Source organism: Azospirillum picis (assembly GCF_017876115.1).
GTDB classification, from domain to species: domain Bacteria; phylum Pseudomonadota; class Alphaproteobacteria; order Azospirillales; family Azospirillaceae; genus Azospirillum; species Azospirillum picis.
Genome location: NZ_JAGINO010000027.1, coordinates 65,021 through 86,113 on the forward strand (window position 1 = coordinate 65,021; position 21,093 = coordinate 86,113).

General features: G+C 68.6%; 10 protein-coding genes and 1 pseudogene. 5 read left to right on the plus strand and 6 right to left on the minus strand.

The features are described from left to right. Nucleotides 1-4: 4 nt before the first annotated feature. Genes J2850_RS27140 through J2850_RS27150 form a run of 3 tightly spaced genes read right to left on the minus strand, consistent with a single transcriptional unit; the run spans nucleotide 5 to nucleotide 5,668 of the window. On the minus strand, nucleotides 5-1,870 hold the full coding sequence (locus J2850_RS27140) for an O-linked N-acetylglucosamine transferase, SPINDLY family protein (RefSeq protein ID WP_209989220.1): 1,866 nt from the start codon (nucleotides 1,868-1,870) through the stop codon (nucleotides 5-7). After that, complete coding sequence (locus tag J2850_RS27145; RefSeq protein ID WP_246513615.1) at nucleotides 1,867-3,711, minus strand: tetratricopeptide repeat protein; 1,845 nt, start codon at nucleotides 3,709-3,711, stop codon at nucleotides 1,867-1,869. The genes J2850_RS27140 and J2850_RS27145 overlap by 4 nt, the downstream gene beginning before the upstream one ends. Then, nucleotides 3,686-5,668, minus strand: a complete 1,983-nt coding sequence (locus J2850_RS27150) for a tetratricopeptide repeat protein (protein ID WP_209989226.1) — start codon at nucleotides 5,666-5,668, stop codon at nucleotides 3,686-3,688. Before J2850_RS27150 ends, J2850_RS27145 begins: the two co-directional genes overlap by 26 nt. On the opposite strand from J2850_RS27150, the gene J2850_RS27155 reads away from it, so the two are divergent. Beyond that, nucleotides 5,567-7,162 (plus strand): glycosyltransferase 61 family protein, encoded by a 1,596-nt coding sequence (locus J2850_RS27155; RefSeq protein WP_343206900.1) that lies wholly within the window; start codon nucleotides 5,567-5,569, stop codon nucleotides 7,160-7,162. The two genes, J2850_RS27150 and J2850_RS27155, sit on opposite strands and share 102 nt — an antisense overlap. A gap of 16 nt (nucleotides 7,163-7,178) precedes the next feature. On the opposite strand, the gene J2850_RS27160 is transcribed toward J2850_RS27155, so the two are convergent. After that, nucleotides 7,179-8,324, minus strand: coding sequence for a class I SAM-dependent methyltransferase (locus tag J2850_RS27160; protein ID WP_209989231.1), 1,146 nt, complete (start codon nucleotides 8,322-8,324; stop codon nucleotides 7,179-7,181). Between the two features lie 21 nt (nucleotides 8,325-8,345). Then, nucleotides 8,346-8,498, minus strand: a pseudogene (locus J2850_RS32380) (hypothetical protein); the annotation flags it as partial. 68 nt (nucleotides 8,499-8,566) lie between these two features. On the opposite strand from J2850_RS32380, the gene J2850_RS27165 reads away from it, so the two are divergent. Beyond that, on the plus strand, nucleotides 8,567-11,350 hold the full coding sequence (locus tag J2850_RS27165; protein WP_246513617.1) for an O-linked N-acetylglucosamine transferase, SPINDLY family protein: 2,784 nt from the start codon (nucleotides 8,567-8,569) through the stop codon (nucleotides 11,348-11,350). On the opposite strand, the gene J2850_RS27170 is transcribed toward J2850_RS27165, so the two are convergent. Then, on the minus strand, nucleotides 11,319-15,146 hold the full coding sequence (locus J2850_RS27170) for a tetratricopeptide repeat protein (RefSeq protein WP_209989233.1): 3,828 nt from the start codon (nucleotides 15,144-15,146) through the stop codon (nucleotides 11,319-11,321). The genes J2850_RS27165 and J2850_RS27170 overlap by 32 nt on opposite strands. Nucleotides 15,147-15,267: 121 nt before the next feature. Here J2850_RS27170 and J2850_RS27175 point away from each other — a divergent pair, with 121 nt between their 5' ends. From J2850_RS27175 to J2850_RS27185, 3 genes are read left to right on the plus strand one after another with little or no spacing between them, the layout of a single operon-like run. Next, nucleotides 15,268-16,431 carry a glycosyltransferase family 4 protein gene (locus J2850_RS27175; protein ID WP_209989235.1) on the plus strand — a complete coding sequence of 388 codons (1,164 nt, stop codon included), beginning with the start codon at nucleotides 15,268-15,270 and terminating at the stop codon, nucleotides 16,429-16,431. 1 nt (nucleotide 16,432) lies between these two features. Continuing rightward, a complete protein-coding gene (locus J2850_RS27180) occupies nucleotides 16,433-19,201 on the plus strand; it encodes a glycosyltransferase (RefSeq protein ID WP_209989237.1) in 2,769 nt (922 codons plus the stop codon). After that, nucleotides 19,177-21,012, plus strand: a complete 1,836-nt coding sequence (locus tag J2850_RS27185; RefSeq protein ID WP_209989239.1) for a tetratricopeptide repeat protein — start codon at nucleotides 19,177-19,179, stop codon at nucleotides 21,010-21,012. Before J2850_RS27180 ends, J2850_RS27185 begins: the two co-directional genes overlap by 25 nt. Nucleotides 21,013-21,093 lie beyond the last annotated feature (81 nt).

Here is a 21,093-nt window from a genome sequence, read left to right on the forward strand (position 1 = left end):
GTGATCAGCCGCTGTCCACCCATCGGCGCCACATCGTCCGATAGGCTGCCTCGACGGACCGCGCGAAGCCCCGTGGGTCGCCCAGCGGCGAGCGCTCCAGCCGGTTCCGCATGCCGAGCCGGAGCGCGGAGAGCCGCGGCAAGTCCCGCGCCAGGGCCAGCGCCGCCGCGACGTAACGCGACTCGCTGTCTGCGACCAGATCGGCCAGCCCGCAGCGGGTCAGCAGGCTGGCGCCGACCCGCGCCACATGATGGCGCCCGGCCAACGTGACGACCGGCACGCCCATCTTCAACGCTTCGCAGGTCGTGGTGGTGCCGTTGTAGGGGAAGGGGTCGAGTGCGATGTCCACCCGGTCGTAGAGCCGTAGATGCTCCTCGGTCGACGGAACTTGGGCCTGGAGATCAAGGCGTTCGGCCGCCACCCCGTGCCGGGCGAAGCGCCTGAGATGGTTGTCGCGTGTCGGCCCGTCCGCGAAGGCCGCGCTCTTGAGGAGCAGCCGGGAAGAGGGCAAGGCGGTCAGGATCTCCGACCAGAGCCGCAGCACCGTCGGAGTCAACTTGGCGACGGTGTTGAAGGACCCAAAGGTGACGAACCCGTTCCGCTGCACCGGTGGAGGGGCGGGAGGAGCGAGGCCCCCCCCCACCGTGAAGGCGAGGAAGCCGTTCGGCAGGCGGACCAGCCGCTCGGCATGCCAGCCATCGGTCTCCCCCGGCGGGTCGGCAACGGCGTCGGTCAGCCGGTAGTCCATTGCCGGCATGCCGGTGCCATCGGGGTATCCGAGCCAAGTCACCTGGATCGGGGCTGGCTTGCGCGCGAAGAGCAGCAGGCGGCCGCCCGCCGTATGCGCGGCCAGATCGACCAGGATGTCGATCCGGTCCTGTTCGATCCGCCGCGCCGCTGCGTCCTCGTCCAGCCCGGTCAATGGATGCCATGCATCGGTAAGCCTTCGCATCCGCTCCGTTGTGCCGTCCTGCCGTCGCGAGGTTGGGTATCCGACGACTTCCACTGCCCCCCGGTCATGGTGGTGCAGCAGGGGTTCGATGAAGCCGGCGCAGGCGTGCTCGCAGAAATCCGGGGAGACGTAACCCACCCGCAGGCGCCTTTCCGCGGTCCGGTCATTGGCGAAGGGTGTGCAGCGCCCCAGTCCGCGCGCGTGCCGGTCGTTCCAGTGCGCGTGGGCGCGGGCGATGACCTCCGGTGGAACCAGCGGGGAATAGTGGAGGGCGAGCAGCAGGTTGGAATGGAGGAGCGGCAGGGCGGGGTGCCGCTCCAGCCCGTCCTGGAGGACGGCAATCGCCTCGGTCACGCGGCCCTGGTCCTTCAGCGCCTCGCCCAGGTTGACGATCGGCTGCGGCAGGTCCGGCTGCAGCCGGATCGCGGTCCGGTAACTGAGAATGGCGAGACTGAGCTCGCCACGGCGTCGCTGGGCATCGCCAAGGTTGCTGTAGGCGCCCGCCATCGCCGGATCGAGACGGACCGCCCGCTGGTAGGCCGCCATTGCCCCGCAGAGGTCGCCGTAGGCCGTCAGCATGTTGCCGGTGTTGAACCAGCCGTCGGCTTTACCGGGGTGCAGGGATAGCGCCACGCGCGCTGTCGCGATGGCCTCGGTGCAGTGCCCTTGCTCCTCCAGTGCGCAGGCGAAGTTGTTGCGCACCGCCGCGTCCTCCGGCCGGGCCGTGATAGCCCGTCGATAATGCGCGGCGGCTTCCTGCTGCCGCCTTGTGGCGCGCAGCAGGACGGCGAGGTTGTTGTTGGCATGCGGGTGGTCGGGGTGACGGGCCAGCAGCGCGCGATAGCCGGCCTCCGCCAGATCGAGCCGTCCGGCCTCGTGATGGGCTAGCGCGTCGGCAAACTCGTCATCGACAGTCATCCGCGCAGCCCCGCCTCGTCGAGGATGGCGAGCAGCCGGGCGGCTGAACGTTCCCAAGTGAAGCGTTCCAGAAGACGCGCACGTGCGGATTTCGGCGCACCATTTCCCCTGATGATGGTTTTCAGGATGTCCGACGCTGCGTCCTCATCCGGTATCCACCAATCGAGGCTGTGGAAGGGCGGATAATATCCCCCGCCGCCCGGCAGTAAGGCCGGTCCGACCTTGGCCGGGATCATGTGAGCGTTCGTGTCGTCAAGGTAATCGACATAGGCGGAGTGCCGGGGGGCCACCAGCGTCAGACCCATCGCCCCGGCCTTGGACATGGGCAGGTCCCAGCCCTCTCCGTGCGACAGGCTCCAGTAATGCGTCGCCGCGCGGTACAGCCCGGTCATCCCGGCGTCATCCATCGCGCGGTCTATCAGGTTGATCGGCGCCGCCTGTGCCAGCCGCTTTCCAACGTCCGCCTCTGCCAGACGCAGCAGTTCACCAAGTGCGGCACGCATCGCCGCGTCGCCACCGCCCTTGCCCAACTTAAGGATCAGCACCGCATCATCGGATGGAGCCGTGCTGCGCAGCCACACCCGCAACAGGCCGATTATGTTCTTGCGCGGGATGAAGTCGGAGATGTTGAGAAACCGGTGCCGGTAGCTCGACACGAGCCGCCCGTTCGGATCAACCAGCGTCGGGGCGGGGGCGTCTTCTCGTGTTGCGTCCTCGGGATCGACGCCGAGCGGGCAGACCCGCAGACGCTCGGCGGGAAACCCTTGCGCCTCCCAGGCGAGGCGGGAGGACTCAGTCGGTACGAGGACGAGATCGCTCAGCATGCTCTGGCGCTGCCAGGCCGGAGGGATCCGCGTTCCCTCGAACATGGAAAAGGTGACGGTGGCCAGACCCGGCACCGGTTCGGTCGCCAGCGGAATCAGGCAGTTCACCATGGCCCGCGCTGGCACCGGGCGGTCGAGGTCCTCCTCCGGCCAGGATTCCGGACCGAGGACGCCGATGGCTTGGAGCGGCACCCCGTCCCGCCGCAGCCTCTGGATCAAACGGCGGCAGAAATGCCCGTAACCGCTGTGGCTGTTGAAGGCACCGCGCATCGCGAAGCCGCCGGTCCGCACCGGCTGCGGCCCGGCCGGTTCAGTGCGCGCCATTGCGGTGGCTGCGGCGTAGCGTCGGCAGCGTGCCAGACCGTCGCCGGCTCCGTACGCCTCGGGATCCACGCGCAGGGCGCGGGCAAGCACCTTGGCTGCCTCCTCCGGCCTTCCCAGCCGCAACAGGACCTCGCCGAGCTGGCGATGAGCAAGGGCACCGTCAGGAGTGTCGGCGATCGCCCGGCGGAAAGCGCCGTCGGCTTCGGCGAAGGCGCCGTTCAGCAGTGCGATCAGTCCAAGGTTCAGCCAGTCCAGGGCCGAGGGGCGCGCAAGGCGGACCGTACGGCGCAGAAGCCGAGCGGCGCGAGCGAGATCGCCCCGCTCCTTCACGACCGAACCCAGCCGGCCATGGGCGAACCCCAGATCAGGCGACAGGGCCAGCAGGTTTTGCAGGGAGCGCTCGGCCGCCGCCCAATCCTGGCGGTGCTGAAGAACGATGGCCAGATTGGTCAGCGCCGCGGCATGCCCCGGCTGAAGGCGGACGGCCTCGCGCAGCGGCTCGACCGCCGTGCCGTCCTCCCCTGCCGTGAACAGCGCCGCGCCGAGCAGGTTGAGGGCGTCCGCCATCTGGGCCGGAGTCTGCGACCCGGCCTGCAGCAGCGCCCGACACTCGGCGACAGCCTCGGCCAGCCGCCCGGCACGGTAATGCTCCTCGGCCTTCCCAATGCTAGGGTTCACGCCGTTCTCCCTCATGCCCGCCCGCCGCGATCAGCGCGCGCACCGCCTCGGCGATCCTTTCCATCGTCCCGTCCCAGTCGTTCCGCCTCGCCATCCGGAACAACCGGGTGGCGGGATACCATGGCGTGCGGTCGGACAGGCGCATCCAGCGCCAATCGGCCAGCCAGGGCAGGGCCAGGAATACCGGCTTGCCCATAGCTCCCGCCAGATTGGCGACGACGGAATCGCAAGCGACAACCAGATCCAGGCAGGCGACGATGGCGGCCGTGTCGACGAATCCCTCGGCCCCGCCGCGCCGTCCCGGAAGAGAGACGATCCCCATGCCCTCGCCCAGCCGGTCGAGCTGGTCGAGGCCGATCCCCTGTTGCACGCTGTAGAGCCGCAGGCCGGGAATGTGTGCCAGCGACTCGAAATGCTCCAAGGGGATTGACCGATTGTCGCCGTCCGCGCGCCATTGGATGCCGACCCGGAAGTCGCCGTGCCGGCCGCGCCCTGCGACTTCCTGTTCCCAGTGCGCCGTCCGTTCGGAATCAGGCCGGAGATAGGGCACGCCGCCCGGAATTGTCCGCAGCGTCGTGCCGCACCGGAAGGGCAGGCTCATCAGCGACACGCAGCAGTCGAATGCCGGCAGCGGCTCGCCCTGCGCGACCAGCACGTCGACGCCGGGAACACTGGCGAGAACCTGCTTCAGCGCAGGCTGGCATTCGAAGATAGTCCGCGCGCCGCGCGCCTTCAGCAGGCTCAGATAGCGGATGAACTGGAAACTGTCGCCGAGCCCCTGTTCGAAATGTACGAGGATCGTTTTCCCGGCGAGCGGTCCGCCGTCCCAGGCCGGCTTTCCAGGGAAGTTGCGGCTCCATTGCCAGACCGCCTGCCCGGTCCGCCATTCATATTCCCGTGCGCCCTCCTCGAACTCGCCGGCGGTCAGTTGGCAGATGCCGAGATTCTTGTGATGCTCGGGACGCGTCGGATCGATGCGGATGGCGTGGCGGAAGCTCTCCACCGCATCGGCCGGACGGCATTGGGCGAGCATCGAGCCGCCCAGGTTGTTGTTGGTGTCGGGGGAGTCCGGTTTCAGCAGGACCGCCAAGCGGTAAGCGATTTCGGCCTGTTCCGGCTCCTCCATGGCCATCAGCGCGTTGCCCAGCATGAAAGCGGCGTCCGGATGATCGGGCCGCAGACGAACCAGCCGGTGCAGCATCGGCAATGCCTTCCCGGTACAACCCTGTTCCATCAACAGGCTGGCGAGGTGGAAAAGCGCATCGGGGTCTTCCGGGCGCAGCCGGAGCGCGGCCCGCAACGCCACCGAGGCGTTTGCGTTTTGGCCGAGCGTTCGCAGCGTCATTCCCAGGACGAACCAGGGGACAGGATGGTCAGGTCGCAATGCGGCGGCGCAGCGCAGACTGGACACGGCGTCGTGCAGCCGTTCGGCGTCAATGTGGCGCATGCCTTTGCTGAAGTGTTGGACGAAGGCATTCTCGACGATGGGAAAGACCGCTCCGGCCATGCGGGTTCCCCCATGGGATGTCAATGCAGCTTGATGTAACCTGGGGCAGCAAGGGTGGTCAACCGGACGGCCCGCCCATTCCTGCCGCCGCTTCTCCTGATGCCGCATGCCCCACCCTCCACCAGCATGCGCCTTATCGAAGCGCTCGGCCTCGCGCTGACCCTCTATGAGACCGGTCGCGTGTCCGAAAGCGGGGAGATTTGCCGCGCCATCTTGCGCAGCCTGCCCAACCAAGCCGAGGCGGCATGCCTTCTGGGGAGTGTGGAGGCGGCCCAGGGCCGCAAGGCCGAAGGGCTGCGGCGGTTCAAGGCAGCCATCGCGCTGAAACCCGATTTCCGGGACGCCTATCACAATGCGGCGCTGCTGGAACAGGAGCGGCCGGAGGATGCGGCGCGCCTTTACCGCCGGGTTCTCACCCTTGATCCGACCGATGGAACGGTTTGGTATGCGCTGGTCCTGCTGCATGGGAGGATGGGGGACGAGAAGGGCGCTCTGGCTGTGCTCCGCCACGGTATCCGTCGGGTGCCCGCAGATGGCCCGTTGCGCGACCTTCACGCCGCCGCTTGCGAGCGCGTTGCCATCCGCGCCTTGGAGCGGAGTGATCCGGACGGGATGGCGGCGGCCTGCATGGAAGCACTCCGGGGATTGGCCGATGCGCCAAAGAGCGTCGTGCTGTACGAAGGGCTTGAGCGGCTCGTCCGTCTTGCCCTGCTGGCCGGGCGGACGGACCTTGCTGTGGAGCTGCTTGTCATCAAGGACCGCTACGATTTCCCCACCGTGCCCCCTTCGGCAATCGACCGATTCCCCCTGCGCCTGCTGGGATTTGCTGGTTGGTGTGCCGCCGCCGGCCTCCGCCACGAGTTGTGGACCCCGTCGACCCACTCCCTTTCCGCCGCCTTCTCCCTTGCACAGCCCGAGTGGCTGCGGGTGCATGTCGAGGGGCTGGCTCGGATGGGCACCGAGTCGGTCGGGGTTGCGCTCGATGCCGAGGTCGAGGTGGTGCAGGGATTCTACGTCAAGGACAAGTACGAGAGTTTCGTTCTTTCGGGCCGCCGGACGATGCTGTGCGAAACCACTGCGACAGTGGTGAAGAACGGCTGCGTGCCGCTGGTCGGGGTGACGCCAGGGGCGATGGCAGCCGTCTTCCGTCTGCCTCGCTCCCTCTACCGGACGGTGGAGATCGACCAGCCCGTCCTGTTCCTGCCGTCCACCCCGAATTACTGGCATTTCCTGGTCGATGTCCTGCCGAGGTTGATGGTGCGCGACCGGGTGCCGGAAACCCGCGAGCTGCCGCTTCTGCTGTTCGACCTGCGCCGCTACCAACACGAGATGCTGGAGCTGGCCGGGATTCGTCCCGACCGCATCCTTGATGCGCGTGCACTGGTCGGGTCGGGCGTCATGCAGGTCCATTACCGGCTGGCCCGCGCGGCGGTGCCGTCCGCCGTCGGCTACCCGGCAGCCTATCGCTGGCTGCGGGAACGGCTGTTGCCGCTCTGCCGGCCTAGCTCCCAGTCCGATGGCGGGCGGCGCCTCTACCTGTCCCGACGCGGCTCAGCCCCCAAGCACCGGATCGCCAACGACGAGGAGGTCGCGGCGCTGATTGCCAGATATGGTTTTAAGACTGTTCAGCCGGAGCAACTGGGAGTTCTCGAAACTATCGAGCGGATCGCTGCTGCCAAAATCGTAGTGGCTCCGATCGGCGCGGCCACGGCCAACCAAGTCTTCCTACCGCCGGGCGGCATTTGGATCCACCTTCACAACCCTGACTTCTTCCATCCGGAATCGCTATGGAACCCGCGGATGGGAACACAGGTCCCGATGCTTGGGCGGCTCCGTCATCTGGCCGGGCGCTTCACCGACGAGCCCGACGACCGTCCGGCCGACCTGCTGGCGCGGCTGGACATTCCGGTCCACATCGACCTCGACGCACTCGGGCGGCTGATCAGGGAAGTCCTCTGAACGGCCGGCCAGCGCCTCAACCGGGCGAGGCAAGCCCCAGCAGCGCAGCATAATCCGGGCGCTCGGCCCGTGCCGCGTCGTAGGTCTCTGCATCGACGACCCCGATCCGGGGCAGGGGAAACAGCAGCTTCGTACCAGCCATGATCGTCGCACGCTCACGTTCCAGGAATTCCTGGCGGAAATGCCAGGGCAGCACCAGGTACCAGTCGGGCTTCAGCGCCCGCGATTCCGCCTCCGAGCGGATCGGGATGCCGGTACCGGGCGTGCTGGCTCCCACCTTGGCCGGGTTGCGGTCGGCGGCGCAGTCCACCAATGACCCGTCGATGCCGCACCATTGCAGCAGGACGTTGCCCTTGGTCGAGGCGCCGTAGACATGGATTCGCTCGCCGCTCGCCCGGATTTCGCGCAGCCGTCTGGTCAGTTCGTCCCGCAACGCCTCGGCCCGCGCCTGGAAGGCGTGATAGGGCCGCGCGCCGCCCAGGCCCATGCCGTGCTCCCGTGCCCGGAGCGCGTCGAGGAACGCCCGGTCCCCTGGCGTGCCGAGGCGGGTGTTTCCATCGTGGCAGACGAAGCAGCGGATGCTGCCGCCGTTCATGCCGTTGATTGCGGCTCGGAAGATCCGCAGCCCCGCCGCCGCCGCGATATGCTCCAGCACCGCGAGGCTGTAATATTCGAGATGCTCGTGACAGATAGTGTCGAAAGCGTTCTGAAGCAGCATCAACGGAAGGTAGGACAGTTCCAGGATCCACACCCCGTCCGGTGCCAGCAGCCCGGCGACGGCGCGTGCCGCCATGACGGGATCTTTCAAGTCGTAGAACATGGCGACGGAGGTCACGGCGTCGAACCGCAGGCCGCCGAGGCCGGCCAGCGCGGCGTCCGAGGGAAAGAAGGAGGGCACGAGGGTTATCCCACCTTCCGCCATCGCCATGGCGGCGACGTCCGACGGATCAACGCCGAAGCGGGCCGAGCCCGCCGGAAAGTGCGACAGCAGGGTGCCGTCATTGCAGCCGATGTCGAGGACCGTCGGCGCCTCCACGCCGGCGAGTGCCATTGCCTCTTCGGCGATACCCGCGAGGTGGTCGCGCATGGTGGCGTTCAGGCCCGAGCGGTACCGATAGGCTTGGTACAGCCGTTCGGGCGGCACGCTTGCTGCGGTCTGCAACAGGCCGCAGCCTCCCTCGCACAAGACCAGCCGCATGGGCAACCCCGGATCCGGAGGGACCGGCGGGCCGGGCTTGGCGAAGCCCCCTTGCAGAACCTGAGGCCCGAGGTCGATGGCTGGGGTAAGGTTGGGCGACCCGCAGACCCGGCATGTCTGTCTTTGGCGATGGAGCATCTCGCGTTGATAACAGTATGGACGCCTCTCTGTCGCAGGCCATGTTCAAACCCCGCGGGCGACATGCCATGACGACTGCCCATCGCTTCGCCATCGTTACGGCCGCAGACGACGCCTATTTCCCCCTGCTTCAGGGGCTGGTGCGTTCGATCCAAGGCTTTCCTCAGGGGGCCGTGGCGCCGATCGTCGTGCTCGACGTCGGGCTCGGTCCTGCGGCGCGCGACTGGCTGGGCGCCCAGGCTGTCCGCCGCCTGGAGCCCGGCTGGGATCACCGGCCTGACCGGCTGGTACCCGACTACATGAAGGCGATGCTGTCGCGCCCGCACCTGCCGCGCCATGTGCCCGAGGCGGAACTCATCCTGTGGCTCGATGCCGATTGCTGGGTCCAGGACTGGAACGCGGTGGAACTGCTGCTGAGAGGGGCGGAGGCGACGGGCTTCGCGATCGTACCGGAACTCGATCGCTCCTACACGCCCCTGTACAACGGCGCGCCCTACGCGCTGCATCTCTACGAATGGTACAAGGCCTGCTTCGACGAAGCGACGGCGCGCCACCTCCACGTCTATCCGCTGCTGAACTGCGGTGTGTTCGCGGCACGTCGGGACGCGCCGCACTGGGATCTCTGGGGGCGGCTGCTGGCGGATGCGCTGCGCCGCGTTATCCTCTTCGTCAGCGAGCAGGTCGCCCTCAACGTCGCTCTGCGGACCGGCGGCCTGCCGTTCAGCCAGTTGCCGGCAGCCTGCAACTGGATCTGCTTCCGGGCGACGCCGCTCTGCTCGGAGGACGGCCGGTTGCTGCTGGACCCCCAGCTTCCCCACGCGCCACTCGGTATCGTCCATCTGGTCGGCTACCACCGCGCCCACAAGGCCGAACCGCGCAGTCTGTCCACACCTGGCGGCGGCACCATGATCCGCCCGCTCGCCTATGTCGCCGCCGCGCCGCCGCCGAGCCTGCGCGACATGCCGCTGGCCCAAGCCCTGGCGCTGGCGTTCTCGCTGTACCAGGACGGGCGGGCGGCGGATGGGCGGGCTGTCTGCCGTGCCATCCTGGCCGTGCGCCCCGATCAGGTCGAAGCCTCCTTCCTGCTCGGCGTGACAGAGTTTGCGCTGGGCTTCCCGTCGGCGGCACGGTCCCGCCTTGCCGTCACCGTCGCGTTGAAGCCGGATCTCGCCGATGCCTATTCCAACCTCGCCCTGCTCGCAAGCGCGGCGGAAACCGTACCGTTGCTGACCTATGCGCTTCGGCTGCTCGGCGGGCAGGCATCAGCCCAGACCGTCACGCAGTTGGGCACCGCGCTGCGTGAAACGGGCCGGGCCAGAACGGCCGTCGCCGTCCACCGCCGCTCCCTCGCCCTCCAGCCGGAGTCCGCCAACGCCCATCGCGAGATGGGGCACGCCCTGCGCGCCTCTGGCGCCCTGTCGGCCGCCGCGACCGCCTACGGCCGGGCCTGGGTGCTGGCGCCCGATCAGACGGGCGCACTGAGCGACCGGCTGTTCGCGACCCTGTCGGCCTGCGATTGGCGCGACCATGCCGCGCTCAGCCGATCGATCCTCCAGGTCATCGACGGCGACCTTGGCCTTGCCATGCCCCTGCTCACCCTGCTGATCGACAGCAGCCCGGCGCAGCAGGACCGCTCCGCCCGGATTTTCTACGAGGCGATGGTCAGGCCCGCAGAACCGGCGGAGTCCACGCCGTGGCGGCCGGTCGGGGCCGACGGCCGCCTCACCGTCGCCTACCTGTCCGCCGACTTCCACGAGCACGCCACCGCCCATCTGACGGCCGAGCTGTTCGAACTGCACGACCGCGCACGGTTCCGGGTCCTCGGCTACTCCCAGGGTCCCGACGACGGCAGCCCGATGCGCCGCCGGCTGGAGGCGGGATTCGACCTGTTCCGCGACATCCGGGGATTGGACGCGGCGTCGGTGGCGGCGGCGCTCGCCGCCGACGGGGTGCACATCCTGGTCGATCTCAAGGGCTACACGCGCGATGCCCGGCTCGATCTGCTCGCCCGGCGGCTGGCGCCGGTGCAGGTCGCCTATCTGGGCTACCCGGGCACGTTGGGTGCTGAGACGATCGACTACGCCATCGGCGACCGCATCGTCACCCCGCCGGAGCACCAGCCCTATTACCGCGAGCGGCTGGTGCGGATGCCGGACGCCTATCAGGTCAACGACCGGCGGCGCCCCCTGGACGCCCCCGTTCCCAGCCGTGCCGCCTGCGGCCTGCCGCCGGACGGGGTCGTCCTCTGCGCCTTCAACGCGCCGTTCAAGATCACCCCGACCATGTTCGCCCTGTGGATGCGCGTCCTGGCGGACGTCCCCGGCAGCATCCTCTGGCTGATGGACGCCAACCCTGAGGCCACCGCCAACCTGCGGCGCGCGGCGGCCCGCCACGGCATCGCCCCGGACCGCCTAGTGTTCGCTCCCCACCGGCCGCAGGCCGAGCACCTCGCCCGCTACCGTCTCGCCGACTTGTTCCTCGACAGCTTCCCCTACACCGGGCACACCACGGTTTCGGACGCGCTGTGGATGGGACTGCCGGTTATGACCCGCCTGGGCGACACCTTCGCGTCGCGCGTCGCGGCCAGCCTGCTGACCGCCACAGGCCTGCCGGAGACGATCACCGGGAGCCTCGCGGAGTATGAGGAGCTGGCGGTGCGGCTCGCCCGCGCTCCCGACCGGCTCGCCGCCTACCGCGACCGGCTGGAGCGGGGGCGGGTAACCGCCCCACTGTTCGACACGCCCCGCTTCGCCCGGCACCTCGAAAGCGCCTACCGGCTCATGTGGGAGCGGTACGCCGCCGGTCTGCCGCCCGAACCTTTCACCGTGCCGGTCCTGCCTGCAGGCGGATGAGCGCCGTCCGGATGTCGGCGACGACCTCATCCCAGGACCCTGGCCGATCCTGCCGGAACAGGCGCATGGTCGGGTACCAGGGAGTGCGCTCCCCTCGGTCGAGCCAGCGCCAGTCGCCGACGTCACGCAGCAATGTCCAGACCGGCCGGCCGAGCGCACCGGCCAGATGGGCCACCGCCGTGTCCGCGGATATGACGAGATCCAGATTGGCGAGGATCGCCGCGGTGTCGGCGAAATCCGTGATCTCCTCACCCAGATCGGTGAAGCGGGGCGGCAACTGATCCCGCCAGTCGTTCAACTCCCGTCGCCCGCCGCCCTGCTGGAGACCGAGGAACGACACCCCCTCGACCTCCATCAAGGGTAACAGCGCGGGCAGCGGCAACGAGCGTTGCCGATCCTGCCCGAAATCCGGGTTGCCGGCCCAGACCAGCCCCACCCGCAACCCCGCGAGCGTTGCCAACCGCGCGCCCCACCGCTCCGCCAACTCCGGTTCGGCACGCAGGTAGGGCACCTCCGCCGGAACTGTGGCAAGCGTGGTGCCCAGCAGATGTGGAAGGCTCATCAGTGCGGCGTGCGCATCGTGCGGCGGAAGCGGAGCCGAGCGGCCGACCACCCGTTCCACCCCGTCCAGCGTGGCGAAGAGGCGGACCAGCGCGTCGTTGCAGGCCACAACCACCCGTGCCCCCAGCCGGTTCAGCGTCCCCGCGTAGCGGACAAACTGGATACCGTCGCCAAGCCCTTGCTCGTCGTGCAGCAGGATCGTCCGCCCCTGCGGATCCTCGCCGCGCCAGGGTGGCGTGACCGGGTCACGCAGCCCGATGCTGCCATCGTCGAGGCGGGTGCGCCACTCGTATTCAGCGAACCCTGGCCCCAGCTCGCCTCGGCGCAGCAGGCAGGTGGCGAGCGTGAGATGCGCAAGCGCGTTGTCCGGTTGGCAGTCGAGGACCGTCCGGCACCAGCTCTCCGCCGCCTCGCCCTCTCCCAAGGCGGCCAGCGTAAGGGCGAGGTTGAGCCTAGCATCGGGAAAGCCGGTTGCCAGCGCCACCGCGCGTCGGAGGACGCGGACGGCTTCGCCGTGGCGGGACTGATCCGACAGGGCGAGGCCGAGGTTGCTCAGCGCCCCCGGCTCCGCCGGATGCAGCGCGAGCGACCGGTGTCCGGCTGCCTCCGCCTCGGCGGCGCGCCCGACCTTCCTCAACGCCACGGCGAGATTGCCATGGACGCGATGGTCTTGCGGTTCTCGGACGGCCAGTTCCAGCAGGATCTCCAGCGCCTCCGCATGGTGGCTGCCGATCAGGCAGGCGTGGGCAAGGGCGAAGCGGTGGAAGTTGCCCCAGGGGTCGAGGACGACGCAATGCCGCAGCGGTGCCAGCGCGTCGAGGCCATCAACGAGGTTTGCCAGACCGTCGAAGGCATCGATGCAGGCCGGATCGAGGGCCGCAGCGCGGCGGTAGGCGTCCGCCGACCGCTCGGGCCGCCCCGCCGCGGCGTGGCTCCGCGCCGTGGCGAGCAGATCGTCCCGGCCGGGCGCCGGCTGTGGCGTGAGCCAGCCCATCTGCCGGAAATGGGCCAACCGCCTGCGGATCGCCGCCGGATGGGCATCGGCGGGAATCGGCGCCAAGCCGGTCCACATGCCGGGCACCGGTCCACCCTCGAAACGGCCGGTCGCGTAGAAGCGGCGAAGCCGTTCGAGATTCTCCTCGGCTGCCTCGTCGATGCCGGCGATCATCTCCCGGTGCGCGAAGGATTCCAGCTTGGCGCGGAAACGCTCAATGCCGCCCATCCAGGTGAAGTGCCAACCGGCATCCGGCACGACCTTTCCGATTCCCTGCTTGGCCAGATAGCGCGCGCGGTTGGGTCCGATCCGGCGGATCAGGTTCCAGGGGGCGGCGGCCACCGACACCCAGGGCTCGGGCGACTTCAGGTCGAGGAAATAGAGGAAGATATCGAGTTGCGGCGCGAAGAGGTCGTCACCGCCGGCGATCTCGTGGCGCAGCCGCTCGACCACCGGCGCACGCAGGATCTCGTCGGCGTCGCCTACGATGATCAGGTCGCTGGCGTCGCACCCCTCAAGGGCGCGTGCGATGGCCTCGCGCTGGTGGGCCTCGCGCTGCCAGGCGAAGCCGCCGGGATCGTCGGCGACCACCACGTGGATTATCTTGTCGGCGTATGCGGCGAAGCGGGCGCGGTTGTCGGCATAATGGAGCGGCTTGGGATCGCCGGCGTGAGTGTAGGTCGCCTCCACCAGCACGAATCGGTCCACCACCCCGGAAAGTTCGGCCAGCCGCACTTCCAGCAGTTCCAGCTCGTTGTGGAACTGGAAGCAGTCGAAGACCCGACGCCCACCGGGCGGAACCGGTACGCGCGGCAGGGTCGGCAGGACCGTGCGGTGGGCAAGCCACGCGTCGTAGCCACGCAGCGTCGCCCAGACGCCGGACCGCCGGTCCTCCGCGTTGTGGTCGAGGCGGAGCGACCCCTCGATCAGCGCGATCAGTCCACGCGCCTCCGCCTGCCAGCGGGGATCGGCGATCCGGCCGTCCCCCGCCTGTGCCCCGGCGTTGAGATGGGCGTTCAAGGCGTCGAGCAGATGCGTCTGGGATTGTGCGATGGCGGTCGCGACCCGCGATCTGGAGGCGTCGTCCTCAAGGATGGGCGGTGCGGCGGCGCGGACCGCCGGCCGCCGCCGCAAGTCCTCCAGCCAGTCCAGCCAGTCTCGCGCCCGCCCGTTCCAGCCCATCGTCGCCGTCGCGTGATCGACCTGCTCGCGAAGCAGCCGGTCCCAGGCGGGACGGTCCCCGTGCAACGAGCCGAACGTGTCCGTCACCGCCTCCGCGAAGCGCAGGGCATGCTCGGTCGGGTCCGCCGGGACCGGGATCAGCCGGGCGAAGCCGTCCGTGGTTTCGGCGAGTGCGCCGAGCTGACTTGACACCACCACGCAGCCGGCCGCCATCGCCTCCATCGCCGCAATGCAGGAGGTTTCGGCGAACCGGTTGAGATATGCCAGACCGGTCGTGGCCCTGAGTTCGTCCGCCAGATCGGTCTGCGCCAGTGCGCCGACATACTCGACGCCCTCGGTGTCCCGGCAGCGCTGGTAGAGCGCGCGGTAGGGGTCGGCGTCGGCCGTGACCTGATACCCCTCCAGGCTGGAGAAGACGCGCAGCCGCGTTCCGGGCAGTGCTGCGCGGATGCGGGGCAGGCTGTCCAGCAGCACGCTCAGCCCCCGGAAGGGTGCGCTGGTATAGGCCAGCACCGGCGGCCAGGGCTTGGTCGCCAGCACGCTCTCGTCCGCAGCGAAGAGGCCGGCGAAGGCGGGGGCGGTGCCGTTGCGCAGGACGACGCTGCGCGCGGGCTCGATGCCGAAGGCCGCGTGGTACGTCTCCATCTGCCATCGGCTGACGAAGGCGAAGCCGTCCCAGCAGGCCCGCAGGGCCGGAGCCTCAAGACCCCGCATTGCCGGCTCGTCGGCTGCGTGCTGGGTCCACAACACCAGCCGGCGTTCGCCTGGAGCTGCGCGCAGGCGCGACACCAAGTCCGGCGCGCAACCGTTCAGCAGGATGACGACGTCGAAGCCGCAAAGCGTGTCGAGCGACATCGACGCCATGGGAACGCAGCGCACGCCACGCACGACCTCCGGCGTCCGCGTGCCGTTAACCAGCGTGACCGTCGCACCGGCGTCCGCCAGCCGCTCCGTCAAATAGCAGAGCGCCGATTGGGATCCTCCAAGCGGCTGGCGGCGGGGCGTGTCCGGTGTATAATCGCCCCGCGTCGGGTCGATGAAGGCGATCGAGAAGGTCATCCGAATCCAGCGCCGAGCAACCAGGAACCGAGCGTTTCGATAAGCGATCCCGTTACCATAGCAGCCATCGCTACCGGTATGAAGGTCATCGGCGTTCGCGACCGGCGTCGAAGGACCTTGCATGCAACAGACTATCGTCCTGACTTGGCAGCTTTCGGAAATCCACGGCTGGGGGCTGGTCGGTCTCCACACGGCACTCCATCTGCTTGACCAGGGACGGACGCCGCTGTTGGCGGAGCGGCCTCTGCTCGACGCGCTGCGGCCGGCGAACCGCATGCGGGTCGAACCGCTGCTGGACGCCCAGCAACGGCTCGCCGTCATCGTCCGGCAGGCCGGCGACAACGTTCTGTGCCTGGAGGGGACCACCGTGCTCCAGGCTCTCGGCAACGGTTTCGTACCAGGTGTGGCCGCCCGCCTGCGGGGAAGCCGCACAGTCGGGGTGATCGCCTTCGAGAACACTCTCTTCGACGCGGACGTGCTGGGGCGCGCGCAGGAATACGACCGGATCGTCGTACACTCAACCTATAACCTGTCCCTGCTGACCGAGCAGGGGTTCAGGAATGTCGGGCTGGCGTTCCAAGGCGTCGATCCCGATGAATTGGCTCCGGCGGCGGCGGTCGGGCGCTTCGGCGACCGGTTCGTCGTCTTCTCGGGAGGCAAAATCGAATTTCGCAAGGGGCAAGACATCGTGCTCGCCGCCTTCCGCCGCTTTCGGGAACGCCGCCCCGACGCGCTGCTGGTTACCGCATGGCATAACCACTGGCCGGGCACCTCGGCCAGCATCGCCGAATCCCCCTACACGCCGACACCGCCGGCCATCGGGGAGAACGGTCGGCTGCGCATCGTCGAATGGGCGATGGCGCATGGCGTCGCGCCGGACGGCTTCATCGACATGGGCGTCCTGGCCCGCGACCAGCTCGCCCCTATCCTGGCCGACTGCCACGCTGCCGTCTTCCCCAACCGCTGCGAGGGCGCTACCAACCTCGTCGCGATGGAAGCAATGGCCTGTGGCGTGCCCGTGATCCTGTCGGCCAATACCGGTCACCTCGACCTGATCCGCGAGGGCAACTGCCTGCCGTTGAGCCGCCAGCCGTCTCTTCCCGATCCCGACGGCAGCCGCCGCGGTTGGGGAGAATCCTCGGTCGACGAATTGGTCGAGCAGCTCGACCGTCTCTATACCGACCGGGCGGCCGCACGCGATTGCGCGGAGAAGGGCCGCGCCTTCGTGCGCGGCGAGCGGACGTGGCGTGCCTTCGCCCGCTCCTTCGTGGAGGCAGTGGATTGACATGACGACCGGCTTGGCGACCGACATGGATCCGCGTCCCGCCCTGCTTGCCGACCCCGCGGACGCGGTCGCGTTGCAACGCACCGCCCTTCTGGTCGCGAAGGCGGGAAACCGGGCCGCAGCCCTCCGCCTGCTGCTGCGCGCCGCTTTGCTGCACCGGAACCAAGCCGTGCTGGACCGGCAGATCGACGACATCCTGTTACCCGCCCTCAACGATGCCTTGACGCGGCTTCACGCCGGTGCCACGGACGATGCCGCCGCGATCCTTGATCCTCTGGCCCAGGTCTTGGAACCGGGAGGTGGCTTCGCCCGGGTGCTGGCAACCCTGCGGCTGGTCCAGGGGTGTGACGAGGAGGCTGCGCGGCTCGGCGCGATCTTGAACCGCGAAGACAGCGGGCTGGCGGTCGCCCTGGCGGCGGTGGAGACTCGGCGGGCCGATGCCTTCGTCGGTACCGTCGTGCTTCCCGTCTTCAACATGGCCAGCACCATCGAGCGCGCGCTCGACAGCGTGCTAGCGGCGGCGGATTACCAGCGCAGCCGAGACCCGGCGGCGCGCATCCACATCTGCGTGGTCGACGACGCCTCGACCGACGACTCGCTCGCCCGGGCGCTCGGCTGGGCTCGTGCCCATGCCGGACAGAGCGTCGCCGTCATCGCCGCCAACCGGAATCTTGGCGCCGGGCCGGCACGCAATCTCGGCGCCGCCTCGGCGCGGGGCCGCTACCTGTGGTTCCTCGACTCCGACGACGTCTTCCTGCCTCCGCACCTCTTCCTGACCGCCCGTGTGCTGGATGCCGCACCGGACGCCGGCTTCGTCCGTACCGGCATGCTCTTCGACCGCATCGACGCGACGATCACACCGGACTGGCGCGACGCGGCGGAGAACAGCTACCCCTGCAACCTCTGCGTCCGGCGGGACTGCCACGACTTCATCGGCGGCTTTCCGGAAGAGGCGCCATTCCTGCCGGCGTTGGCCGAGGATGTCGCCTATTCGCGCGCACTGAACAGCCTGTTCGGTGGGGTCAAGATCGCGGAGAAGACCGTCCACTATATGATGCGGGAGAACAACGCACTGGCCCGCCAGAGCGCCGAGATGACCGGCGGTCCCCCGTCCCCGGAGCGCACGCGGCCGAACCCGCGCTTCTTAGGCATGGAGATCCTGACGCTCCGACGCATCGAAGCGCTGAAGGCGAAGAAGGTGGCCATGGAGCGTGATGGGAGGCGGGGGAACGAAGGAGTTCTTCCGTTCCTCCCGCATGTCATGCCGCCCAGGGCGCCTTCACTCGCGGCGTTGATCGGAAAATCGAAGGACTGCATGCAGCGCGGAGAGCCGCTACGGGCCTTCGATCTTCTGCACCGCGCGGTCGCATTGGAGCCGGGGGCCATCACCGCGTGGTTCGAACTCGGAGTGGCCGCCCACCGGCTTCAGCGTCACGTCCCGGCGCTGCGCGCCTTCCGCATGGTAGCCAATCTGCAGCCGCTGGCACCGGCCGCCCGCTTCAACGTCGGCTCTCTCCTGGTCGAGGGAGGCCGTTACGCCGAAGCTTCTGGGGTTCTGCGTGACACATTGGCCTTCCAGCCGGCCTATCCCAACGCCCTGCGCCTCCTCGGGTGGGCGCTCCAGCGTCTTGGCCGGAAGGTCGAGGCCTATGGAATACTCGCACGCGGGCTGCGGCTGGAGCCGGACAATGTCAGCCTGAACGCGCTGTTCGCGGAGGTCGCCTTGGAGACCGGCCGATCCGGCGAGGCGGTGCGCCACGCCCAGCGTTCCTTGGCCTTGGCGCCGGACCTGTTCGACGCGCAAGTGGTGCTGGCTGGCGCGCTCGAAACGCAAAGCGCCCACCGTGCCCCTGATGTTGCCCTGCCGTGGTGGGAACGAGCCATCCGCTGCAATCCTGGCCGGGCCGACGCTTTCACCGGCCGTACGGTCAACCTGCTCACCCGCACTTTCGGATCCCCAGCCCCTCGGCCTGCCGGACCGGCCGGGCATCGCCTTGCCTCGACGCTCTTCGGCCGGCATGGCCGGTTCGGCAACCAGCTTCTCCAATACGGCGTGCTCCGCCTTTACGCCGGTCTCCATGGGTTGACGCTGGAGGTGCCGGCGTGGCCCGGGCGCTATCTGTACGGCCTGGATGATCCACTGCCGGGCGCTCCTCTGCCCCTTGTGCCCGAGGCCGACGGGGAAGAGGCCGTTGTCGCCGCGTTGGCGGGCCGGAACGTGCCGGTTCTGGCCGACCGTGACGTCACGGGGTATTTCTGCGGCGGCACCGGCTTCCTGTCGGCGCGCCGTGATGCCTTCCGGGGCTTCTTCACGCCGGCTCCGTACCTGCGGGCCTATGCCGACGGCATCGCCACCCGGCTGCGTGCGAGCGGTGGAACGGTCGTAGCGCTCCATTTGCGGCGCGGAGATTTCGGCTGGGGACGCTTCTGGATCGCACCCGAAGCCTGGTATCTGCGCTGGCTGGAGGGGATATGGCCGGGACTAGATCGACCGGTCCTCTACGTCGCAACCGACGACCCCGCCCTTCTCACCGCCTTCGCGCCCTACCGGCCGCTGTGCGCCCGCGACCTTGCCGAACCAATCCGGGGAGCCGAGTTCTTCACGGACTTCCACGCTCTGTGCGTGGCCGACCAAGTCGCCATCTCCAACAGCAGCTTCTCCTTTACCGCCAGTATGCTGAACCGGACGGCCAAGAAATTCCACCGCCCCGACCACGATCGGCAGGTGTTGGTTCCATACGACCCATGGAACAGCCCGGTGCTGTTGTGACGACCATCCACCAGCCCGATCCGGCCGCGCTGTTGCAGGCCGGCATGGCCCATCACGGCGCCGGACGGTCTGCCCAGGCTGAGGCGCTGTACCGGCAGGCGCTGGACGTCCGGCCGAACCATCCCGACGCCCTGCACCTTCTGGGCGTCCTGGCTCTCCAAGCCGGAAACCCGACCGCCGCCGCCGGACTGATCGGGCAGGCGATCCGCTTCGACCCCGGAAACCCAATCTTCTTCTCCAACCTCGCCATCGTGCTGCGCCGCCTCGGCCGGCGCGAGGACGCGGCGGCGATCTGCCGACGGGCGCTGGCGCTGGCCCCGGATTTCGCCGACGCGCTCAACAACCTGTCCAATATCCTGTCCGACCAAGCCGATTATGGGCGGGAAGCGACCGCGTTGCACCGCCTGCTGCTGCTCAAGCCGTTTCTGACCGACCAACGGATGCAACTCGGCCGCGCCCTCCTCATGGCCGGGCGGCCGGAGGAGGCGGTCGAAGCGTTCATGACGCTGCTCGGCATCCTGCCGGCTTCGGCAGCCGGCTACACCAATCTAGGCGTAGCGCTCCGCCGGCTCGGCCGATTGGACGAAGCCGTCGCCGCCTACCGCAGTGCGCTGGGCTTCTCTCCCAATGAACCCGGGACGCTCAACAACCTCGGTATCGCCCTTCAGGAACGTGGCGCCTACGCGGAGGCGGTTGCCTGCTTCCACCATGCAATCGCGGTAAAGCCGGAGGATGCGGCCACCCACCTCAACCTCAGCCTGGCCGCCCGTGACGAGATGCGGGTGGATGCATCGATTGCTCTCGCCAGACGGGCGGTCCTGCTCGACCCACTGCTGGCAGAAGGTCACACGGCGCTCGGTTTCGGCTTGCTGCTGCAAGGCCGGTTGAAGGAGGGCTTCGCCGAGTACGAATGGCGTTCGCGCATGGCGGACTTCCCGTCGCCCCGTCGCGGCTTTACCTCGCCCACCTGGGACGGATCTGAATTGACCGGACGGACGCTGTTGATTCACGACGAGCAGGGTGTCGGCGACACGATCATGCTCGCCCGTTACGCCCCCCTGCTGCAAGCCAGGGGTGTGCACGTCCATCTGGAATGCAACAAGCAACTCGTCCGCCTGCTATCGTCCATGCCGGGGATCGACGGAGTGATTGGCCGTTTCGAGCCGCCGCCGCCGCACGATGCTCACATCGCCCTTGCCAGTGTGCCGGACCGAATCGGTACGACGCTCTACACCATTCCCGACCAGGTACCATATCTGCGGGCTGAGCCGGCGTTGGTGAAAGCGTGGAGCGGGCGGTTGCCCTTGCCGGGCGACGGGAGGTTGCGGGTCGGCTTGGTCTGGGCCGGCAACCCGGAATTCAAGGGCGATCGCCTGCGCTCGCCCGGCTTGGCGGCCTTTCGCCCGCTGCTTGATGTTGGCGGGGTCGCGTTCTACGGCCTGCAGAAGGGACCAGGCCGTCGCGATCTGGAGCAAGACGGCCCGCTTCCGGCCAATTTCACCGACCTGGGCGCCGCGATCGGGGATTTCGCCGATACCGCCGCGATCATGGAGCAGCTCGATCTGGTGATCAGCTCCTGCACTGGCCCGGCCCATCTGGCTGGCGCGCTCGGTCGTCCGGTCTGGACCGTCCTGCCCTTCGCGCCTGACTGGCGTTGGCTGGAGCATGGCGTCTGCACCCCGTGGTACCCGACCATGCGCCTGTTCCGGCAGGAGCGGCCGGGCGATTGGACCGGGGTCGTGCACCTCGTCCGGACTGCGCTCGCCGCCCGCGCGCGCGACAAGTCCCTGGAGGTCCTGGGCGAACGCTAGAGTCTGGGTGCTTATTGAAGCACCAGCCAGACTCTAAGCTTTTGGTCTTTCGTGTGATTCACGTTTCAAGTGATACCGCTT